The organism is Roseovarius gahaiensis (genome assembly GCF_011601345.1).
GTDB lineage: Bacteria > Pseudomonadota > Alphaproteobacteria > Rhodobacterales > Rhodobacteraceae > Roseovarius > Roseovarius gahaiensis.
In genome coordinates this window covers 1-9,281 of the sequence record NZ_JAAORB010000066.1, presented here as the reverse complement: position 1 = coordinate 9,281, position 9,281 = coordinate 1, and the positions used below count along the sequence as shown (strand labels likewise).

Annotated in this window: 6 protein-coding genes; 3 read left to right on the top strand and 3 right to left on the bottom strand. The window is 57.5% G+C overall.

All coding sequences use genetic code 11. The features are described from left to right. Positions 1-265 precede the first annotated feature (265 nt). A complete protein-coding gene (locus tag HAT86_RS16455; protein WP_167200449.1) occupies positions 266-1,255 on the top strand; it encodes an IS1595 family transposase in 990 nt (329 codons plus the stop codon). Between the two features lie 4 nt (positions 1,256-1,259). On the opposite strand, the gene HAT86_RS16450 is transcribed toward HAT86_RS16455, so the two are convergent. Together HAT86_RS16450 and HAT86_RS16445 are read right to left on the bottom strand one after the other, a co-directional pair. After that, complete coding sequence (locus HAT86_RS16450; RefSeq protein WP_167200446.1) at positions 1,260-1,562, bottom strand: helix-turn-helix domain-containing protein; 303 nt, start codon at positions 1,560-1,562, stop codon at positions 1,260-1,262. Continuing rightward, positions 1,559-1,939 carry a type II toxin-antitoxin system RelE/ParE family toxin gene (locus tag HAT86_RS16445; RefSeq protein ID WP_167200443.1) on the bottom strand — a complete coding sequence of 127 codons (381 nt, stop codon included), beginning with the start codon at positions 1,937-1,939 and terminating at the stop codon, positions 1,559-1,561. Before HAT86_RS16445 ends, HAT86_RS16450 begins: the two co-directional genes overlap by 4 nt. Positions 1,940-2,026: 87 nt before the next feature. On the opposite strand from HAT86_RS16445, the gene HAT86_RS16440 reads away from it, so the two are divergent. Both HAT86_RS16440 and HAT86_RS16435 read left to right on the top strand, forming a co-directional pair. Continuing rightward, positions 2,027-3,115 (top strand): HNH endonuclease, encoded by a 1,089-nt coding sequence (locus tag HAT86_RS16440; protein ID WP_231125951.1) that lies wholly within the window; start codon positions 2,027-2,029, stop codon positions 3,113-3,115. Between the two features lie 121 nt (positions 3,116-3,236). Then, positions 3,237-8,381, top strand: coding sequence for a RecQ family ATP-dependent DNA helicase (locus tag HAT86_RS16435; RefSeq protein WP_167200440.1), 5,145 nt, complete (start codon positions 3,237-3,239; stop codon positions 8,379-8,381). Positions 8,382-8,520: 139 nt separating this feature from the next. Here the strand turns inward: HAT86_RS16435 and HAT86_RS16430 are convergent, their stop codons facing one another. After that, positions 8,521-9,252, bottom strand: coding sequence for a site-specific integrase (locus tag HAT86_RS16430; RefSeq protein ID WP_167200437.1), 732 nt, complete (start codon positions 9,250-9,252; stop codon positions 8,521-8,523). Between the last annotated feature and the right edge of the window lie 29 nt (positions 9,253-9,281).

Below are 9,281 nucleotides of genomic sequence, written 5' to 3'. Positions count from 1 at the left end.
ATGTTAACGAAACAGGTGGGTCAATTTTACTCGCTCATAACCCACCCAAGTGGGTCAATTTTGCACGCCGATTCACAGGTGGGCGGGTATCCAGTCCGCATTTGGCTACTGACTTCACCGAATTTTCTATAAACTTGGTACAATTCGCGTCAGGCAATATCAATAATTTTTGCCGTGTCCGCAAATCGTGTTGGGAAAATTTCCGTGTAGCCTTCGGATTTTCACAATTGGCCAATATAGCTCCTAAAAAACAGCGGAGCGGATCGTGCAGGCACACGACTTTCGGCAATTCCTCGAGCGGTTTCATGACTTGAACCCGGCGCAGATCGAGGACGCCAGAACAAAGATTAGGGATGTTCGGAGAAAAACCGAAGCCCTGTCTGAGATTGAATCACGAACAGAACAAGAACACAAGTGCCCGCATTGCGGCGACGACCGTCGCCAGAAATGGGGACGGACTCGAACCAAGTTTCAACGATACCGCTGTTTGGGGTGTCAGAAGACCTTCTGTGGTAGGACGACTTCCAAGATCAGGCACATCCATCGGCCGGATCTTTTTCTCGAAGTGATCCGGGACATGCTGGGCATTCGCGCACCTTCTTCCATTCGGCAATTGGCCAATCGCCTGGGCCTCGATAAGCACACAATCTGGCGCTGGCGTCTGATCATCATACAGGGGCTAAGTGATTCATCCGACGATCAATTTTCCGGCATCGTCGAAGTAGATGAGACCTACCAGAAGGAATCCCGGAAGGGTTCCCGCGAGTGGGTGAGATACAAGCGAGACCCGCTCAACAGCCCGAAGCCTCCGCGCCTTCGCTGGTATGAATACAACAAGCTGGGCGTGAAGATGCAGAGGGGCCTCAGCCAATGGCAGTTGCCGATCCTGACGGTGGTCGATCGTGGCGGGGCCAAGAGGGCCCAGCGGATCGCCGACCGAGCCAATGCGACGATCCAGAAGGCTCTGGATCCTGTGATCGCGGCCGATGCGGTCCTGTGCAGCGACGCATTGCGCGCGTATGGCCATTTTGCCCAGGTGAAGGGATTGGAGCATTTCGTGGTTGGTGGCGCCAAGGGCAAGGCGCGGGCGATGGCCTCGCACCACATCCAGAACATCAACTCTCTCCATTCGAGATACGAGGATTTTATCCGGCAATTCAAAGGGCCGGCGTCCAAGTATCTGCCAGGGTATGTGGATTGGTTTATCGCCCGTCAGTCGCTCATTTCGCCATTGGAAGCATTTCGGTGGGCGTGAGAGGTCAAGTGATAGCCTCGATGCCCTTTCGGTCGATCACATCCAAAAGGCGCACGGAAGGCCCGCTCGGAGAGCGGTTTCCTTGCTCCCACTGGGCGATTGTGTTGCTGCCAACGTTGAGAAAAGCAGCAAAAACGGCCTGACTCATCCGGGTTTTCTTGCGGATGGCCTTGATGTCCTTCGCAGCAAAGGTCCGTGGTTCAGGCAAGCACAGCTCATCCATCACCCGCATGGTGATGTCGTCCATGGCGCCGACCTCATGCAGATCTTTCGCCATATCGTGTGCGATATCGAGAATGTCGCTCATTTCTTACACTCCAGTTCTGCGATCGTTCCTTTGGCCTTCAGGGCCTCGACTTGTTCGTCAGTTGTCTTAATCAAATCCGCAGCAAGCATCGCCAAGGCCTTGTGTTCCTTCGAGTTGATGTTCGACCGGGCGTTCTTGGGATATCCATAAAGGAAGAAAATCCGATCGGAGTTTGTCTTTCTGAAACCAAGAATGGTGCGATATCCCCCTGATTTTCCGCCACCTTTCCTTGCCACGCGCTTCTTGAACAGATGACTCCCGAGATCACCATCAACCTTTCCGGCAAAGGCCTCCTTGGCCGCTGTGCAGAGATCTTTATCGTCAATGCTCCCCTTCTTGGCCCATCGGGAAAACACCTTGCCCTTGAATGCTCTCAATTTCGCCTCTCTATAACATAGTGATACAGTTTGCGTTCTGCAAGCTTGCAGTGCTTACGACTTTCGCCATCATGTCATGCATAGATATTGGCTGATTTCTCTGCAACCGAAGTGTGTGGCGTGAATTGTTATCTCACCCCCAACACGATTTGCGGACACGACAATAATTTTTGGGTGTACTATAAAACGGCTTGTGGCGGCCTACAGCAATTCACGGCTTGCGTTCTGGTCAGGATCGTATTCCCTGGGCGCATGACAAAGCTCGTGCTATTACACAAGGCGGACTCTATTTACGATGACGAACCTGATGTCGTCTACGACTTTCCGCGTAGCTACCTCAAAGCTGTCCGAGAGGCGGTGGGCGATTGGATCATTTACTATGAGCCAGTGAAGGCTGGGCCGCGTGGGTATTTTGCGGTTGCGAAGATCGAGCAGGTGATCCCGAAACCCGGAGTTGAGGGTCGCTTCCTAGCCATGATCGAACCGGGTAGTTTCCTGCCGCTCGATACTGAAGTTCCAAGGCTGATCGATGGCAGTCCATTGGAACAGGCGCTTACGGAACCAGATGGAACCCCGAAGAAGGGTGGTGCTGTGCAGCTCGCGGTACGGCGTTTGCCGGACGAGGACTTCGCTCGGATCGTGCGACTGGGGCTTCCTGAAGACCTCGAGAGGCAAGAGGCGACACGATACGATCCGGAAGGCTCTGAGGCGGCCGAGGAGGCAGGGATTTTCGAGCGTCCGGTTCTGGAACGTCTCACACGGCGCCCATACCGGGACGTCGCGTTCCGCAGAAAGGTGCGCGAGGCTTATGACTACCGCTGTGCCATGTCCGGGCTGAAGCTCAGAAACGGTGGAGGGCGCCCGGAGGTGCAGGCAGCTCATATCCGCCCGGTTGAACACAACGGCAGCGATTCGGTGAGAAACGGGCTGGCGCTGTCAGGTACATTGCATTGGATGTTTGATCGTGGGCTGATCTCGGTCGCTGATGATCACGAAACAATCCTCGTATCTCGCAACAAGGTGCCGGGTGATGTCGTCGACCGGCTGTTAAGCCCGGATGGAAAGATCTCGAAACCTGAAGACAAAAGAAACTGGCCGCACCCCGCAAATCTGAAATGGCATCGGGAGAACATTTTTGGTCAAGTGGCTTCCGAAGGTTCCGCTCCCTGGGAATAAATATTAACCTGCCAGCATGAAAAACATAATTTCCCGCGGTATATCGAAAGCCCTTGGCCGTGGCCGACCACAGCAGCCTGAAAAGCCAGAGGCTGATCCGCTGGGAATTGACTGTATTCAAATGCCGCGGGACCAATCCAAAATCTTGTCGCGCTGTCTGTCAATTGATCTTGAGGTCGATCCTAAGGAAGCCCGAATATTCGCCTTTGCTGCCGTGCCGGAAGGCGAGGGAGAGGGGATTTTTCATCGGAAAGGTGACCCGAAGGCCGCGCTTGAAAAACTCGACCTGTTTTGCGCGGGTTTCGCACATGTTATTGGGCACAATATTCTGCGCCATGACCTGCCGCATCTCATGGCGGTCTCGCCGCGCTTTGCAAAGCTTGCGGAAGGACCGATTGACACGCTTTGGCTCAACCCCTTGGCGTTCCCGCGCAATCCCTATCATCATCTGGTCAAACACTACCGCGATGGGCGGCTTCAAAGTGGTCATGTCAACGATCCCGAGTTTGACGCGCGTCTCGTGTTCGAGGTTCTTCGCAACCAGATTGACGCCTTCGTATCGTTGAATGCGTTGTCGCCAGAGATGATGATGGCCTATCACTGGCTTTGCTGCCGAAGTCCCGGTAGCGACGGGTTTGATCGGTTGTTCAGCGACGTGCGCGGGGCGTCCATCCCGACTGAAGCGGAAGCGCACGGGGCCATTCAGACGCTGCTAAAAGAGGCGGCCTGCGGCGCGCAGGTGGACGCTGTGCTCGAGCGGCTCTCGGACACAGGGCTGGGTTGGCCGATGGCATATGCCCTTGCCTGGATTTCGGTTGCTGGTGGGGATTCTGTCATGCCGCCTTGGGTGCGGGCGCAGTTCCGTGACGCAGCACGGCTCGTCAAAGCCCTGAGGGACACGAATTGTCGTGATCCACACTGTGCCTATTGCGCAGAGCACAACGATCCCACCCGTGCACTTGAACGCTGGTTCGGCTTTCCAAGTTTCCGCCCGGAACCGGTCGACGAGGACGGACGCCCGCTTCAGGAAAAGATCGTGGCGACGGCCATGGAAGGCGACAACCTGTTGGGCATCCTGCCGACGGGCACGGGCAAATCCATCTGCTATCAGATCCCCGCGTTGTCTCGGTTCGACAAGACAGGGGCCTTGACCGTCGTTATTTCGCCGCTTGTGGCGCTGATGGCGGACCAAGTTCAGGGCTTGGTGCGGGCTGGAATTTCCTCGGCGGTTACGATTAACGGGCTATTATCTTTGCCTGAGCGTCAGGACGCGCTCGACAAGGTGCGGCTTGGGGATGCTGCGATCCTTTTGATTTCGCCCGAACAACTTCGCAGCACAACTGTTCGGTCCGTTCTGGCACAGCGCGAGGTGGGTCTGTGGGTGCTGGACGAGGCGCACTGCGTGTCCAAATGGGGGCACGATTTCCGACCCGACTATCGCTACGTTTCACGGTTTATCAAGGAAAGCTCAGGCGATGAACCTGCTCCGGTGCTTTGCTTGACCGCAACGGCAAAGCCGGACGTCGTGCAGGACATCCGCAGCCATTTCAAAGAGCGGTTGGGGTCGGAGCTGGCGTTGATCGACGGTGGCGCATCGCGGTCGAACCTGAGCTTCCAGGTGCTGCCAACGCAGCGCACAACCAAGATGACCGATATCCTCGACACGATCGAGGCCCAGCTTCCGCGCGAGGGCGTGTCGGGGGCGGTCGTCTATTGTGCGACCCGAAACGCCACCGAGCGCGTGGCGGAGTTCTTAAAACAACAGGGCATCGCCGCTGAACGGTATCATGCGGGCCTGAGCGCCGATGACAAACGGGAAATCCAGGAGGACTTCCGCGTCGGCAATCTGCGCGTCATCGCGGCCACCAACGCCTTTGGGATGGGGGTCGACAAGCCGGACATCCGTCTGGTGGTGCACGGGGACGTGCCGGGGTCGCTGGAAAACTACCTGCAAGAAGCGGGGCGCGCCGGGCGAGACCGCGAGCCCGCAACATGCGTCCTTCTGTTCAATACCGAAGACGTTGATCGTCAGTTCAGCCTCAGCGCGCGGTCTCGACTCGCGCGGCACGAGATCGGGGCGATCCTGAAGGCGCTTCGGCGCCTTGATGCACGGACCGGAAAAGGCGGTGAGATTGTTGCTACGCCGGGCGAGATTGTTCACGAGGAGAAAGACCGGGATTTCCAGCGGGACAGCAATACCGACGATACGCGGGTGAAGACGGCCGTCGCCTGGCTGGAAGAAGCACACCTACTGAACCGCGAAGAAAACCGGGTGCAGGTGTTTCCCGCCTCGCTCCGGGTAAGGAGCATGCAGGAGGTCCGCGAAATCCTTGCATCCGCCGAGATCACCGAGCGGCGGCGCGAGGATTTGGCCACCGTCGTGCAGCATATCATCAACGCGCCGCAGGAAGAGGGCATCACCACGGACGAGCTTTGCGGAGTCAGTGGGCTGACGGTGTCGGGCGTGCGCAAGGCCTTGGCGGATCTCGAAGCCTTGGGGATTGCAAAGGATGATACAAACATCACCATTTTCGTGCATGTGCGTGTCGAGAATGCCTCACCGAAGCGGTTCGAAGCGGCATCCCGGTTGGAAGCCGACCTGATTGCGATCCTTAGAGAGCAAGCGCCAGACGCGGACATCAATGAGGCTTTGCCCTGCCATCTGGCCTCCGTGGCGCAGGCCCTGCGGGAGCAGGGACACACCTCCGTGCGGCCCGATATTGTCGAGGAGTTGCTCCGTGGGATTGCGCAGGATGGCCGTGACATGGAAGGCGGCAAAGGCAATATCGGCCTGCGCAAGGTGTCCAAAGGCAGTCTCATGGTGCGAATGCAAAGGTCATGGGTAGTCATCGCACAGACTGCTCTGCTTCGCAGGCAGGCCGCAGAGCGTTTGGTTTCATACTTGATCAACAAGGTTCAGGCCGGCCTGCGCGGGAAAGATATTCCTGTCGAGACCACGCTTGGCGACCTTCTGGCGGCGATCAACAGCGATGCGCTATTACGGGCATCTGTCAATGATCCGGCAAAGCTGATGGACCGGGCGCTTCTGTGGCTGCACGAACAGCAGGTGGTGACCCTGGGCAAGGGATTGTCCGTGTTCCGTTCGGCTATGACGTTGCACATCAATCCGAAAGGCGGTGGCTTTACCACCCAGCATTTCGCGCCGCTGGAAGACCACTATAGTGAACAGACCGTCCAGACCCACGTGATGGCGGCTTATGCAACCAAAGGCATCAAGGATGTCGATCAGGCCCAGCGGCTCGCACATGACTATTTCGTAATGGAGCAGTCTGCCTTCATGAAAGCTTGGATGCCGGGGAAAATTTCGGAGTTCAGACGGCAGGCAACGCCCCAGTCCTATGCTGAGATTGTCGACAATCTGGGGAATCCAACACAAGAGCAGATCGTGCGCGACGACCGCGAACAGACCAATGTGCTTGTGCTCGCGGGGCCGGGCTCTGGCAAGACACGCGTGCTGGTCCATCGCGTCGCCTATCTGGTCAGGATCAAACGCGAAGATCCAAACGGTATACTGGTGCTCGCCTACAATCGACATGCAGCCGCCGAGATCCGCGAACGCTTGCGTCTCCTGATTGGCGAAGATGCTCGCTTCGTTACGGTCTTGACCATCCATGCCTTGGCCATGCGGTTGGTTGGCGCGAGTTTCGCCGGACGCGCAGGCGCTGATGAACCTGATTTTGCGACGCTTCTGACCGATGCGGCACGTCTGTTGCGTGGCGACGGGCTGGACAAAGTCGAGGCCGAAGCCTTGCGAGAGACCTTGATCCAGGGGTTCCGCTGGATTCTGGTCGACGAATATCAGGACGTGGGGCCCGAGGAATACGCCTTGATCGCTGCGGTGGCCGGTCGCAGCATCGATGACCCCGATCAACGGATCAGCCTGTTCGCAGTCGGCGATGACGATCAGAACATTTATGCGTTTGCTGGTGCATCGGTGCGTCATATTCGGCAATTCGAACAGGATTATTCGGCCAAGCCGGTCTTTCTGACCGACAATTACCGCTCGTCGAAAAATGTTATCAGCGCAGCGAACGCCGTGATCGAAGGATCGCGCGAGCGAATGAAAACAGGGCATGGAATTACCGTCGACCAATCGCGGCAAAGGGACCCGGCCGGCGGGATTATGGAAAGCCTCGATCCGGTTGCGCAAGGGCGGGTCCAAATTCTTGGCTGCCCGGCCGGAAATGACGCTCAGGCCCTTGCTGCGGTCAATGAGATGATCCGCCTGTCAAACCTGATCCCGGATTGGAGCTGGAAGGGAGCGGCAATCATTTCTCGTGATTGGCGCAAGCTTCTGCCGGTCCGCGACTTTGCCGAGGCGCATGGAATTCCTGTCGAAATGGCGAACGAGAACTTGCCAAGTGTGTGGCGCACCCGTGAGATGCAGGGGTTCATCGGCGGCCTGCGCGAGAGGCACGGGGCCATGGTCAGCTTGGGCGACCTGACCGAAACCCTGAATGCGATACCCGCAAGCCGTTGGACTGACCGGATCGGCGAAGGGCTTGGCCAGCTTGCGCGCGAAGTCGACGGCAAAGCACTCCCGACCCCTGACGTGATCGAATGGTTTGCTGAATGGTCGAAGGACTCATGGGGCGAGCAGCGCGGCCTCAAATTGTTAACGGCGCACCGCGCGAAGGGCCTCGAATTCGACGATGTCGTGATCATGGATGGCGGTTGGGAACGGCCCTCGCGAAACGAAGATCAGGACGCGCCGAGGCGATTGTTCTATGTCGCCATGACACGTGCGCGGCGCAATTTGATCGTCATGAGCAACGACAATCACGAATACCTTCCCACCGAGTCGCCTTCCGTGGTTACACGGCATGTGGTGCCCGACTTGGCGACAGTCCCCGGCCGACGCCGGTTCTTCCAATCACCCGAAATGAAGATGGTCGACCTGTCATTCGCAGGACGCCAAGGTGATCGGCACATTGTTCATGACGCGATCGCCGAAGCGCAGGTCGGCGCGCCAGTCACGCTCTCCAGTGTCGGAGATCGCTGGCAGATCGAGGATGTTCGAGGGCGAGCCCTGGGGCGGATGTCAAAAGCATTCGCGCCACCGAGTGGCACGAAATTTGTCACCGGCGAGATTGCAGCCATCATACATTGGCGTAAGCAGGATGCTGATGAACGTTTTCATCACCTGCTGAAACGCGCCAATTGGGAAGTCGTTGTGCCTGAACTGGTCTTCGAAGAGGTGAAGGGTGCTGAAAAGGATTTCAGAAAGAATCAGAACGGCAAGTAGGGCGGTCAACCGGTCGTTCGCTGGGTTTGCGATAAAGGACTGCGCAGAGCCGCGCGCGACAGCGTTCCAAGTCAGGGTCGCGACCTCGTAGGCCACACCGACACACGCAATCTGCCGCTTACGTGGGCGGCTGTCCCGATCACGCAGGAAGCGGCTGACGGCGGTCCGATAAATGCGTGACGTTCATGCTCTGAGGTTCGTCGAACGGCGGTCGGATCTTAGAGATATCCACCTCGATCGCGTTGACGCGTTGCTGTAGCTGCTTTTCCGAGAACCCGTGGGGATTGTAGTGCACGATCCCGATATCCCGCTCAACATGTCCCATGAGAGCGCGCCGCTGCGTGTCGGGGCATTCCGCAACGATCAGCAGATGGTTGAAGGTCGTGCGGAGGCTATGGAAATCGCGCTGCTTGTCATAGACCTTGTGATCCTGGCGGTACCGCGTGAAGCGTTTCGAGAACGTTTCGGTGAACGTCTTCTTGTTTTGGCTGCGTTCGACCCAGGGGAAGAGGCGAGGCTCATCCTCCCGCTGACGTAGGGCAATCAGTTTCATCAGACCCAGCTTCAGGAGGTTGTCGTGGATTGGCACGGTACGCCGGGCGGCGAGGCTTTTCAGGCTTTGACCCGGCCCCTGGCGCAGCACGATGCAGGGAATGTCGTCGATGACCTGGATGTCGGACACGTAAAGCTGCAGGATTTCCTCGCTCCTCAGCCCCATGTGCAGGGCGATCAGCGGTGCCCAGAACAATGGGTCACCGACATCGTCAAGCTTGTCTTGGAAGACCGGTGAGCGGAAGAGATTGTCGAGATGTCCGCACCAGGTCTGTGAATCGGCATGCAAAAGTGACCCACCTGGGTGGGTTATGATCATCTAAAACTGACCCACCTGCCACGTTAGCA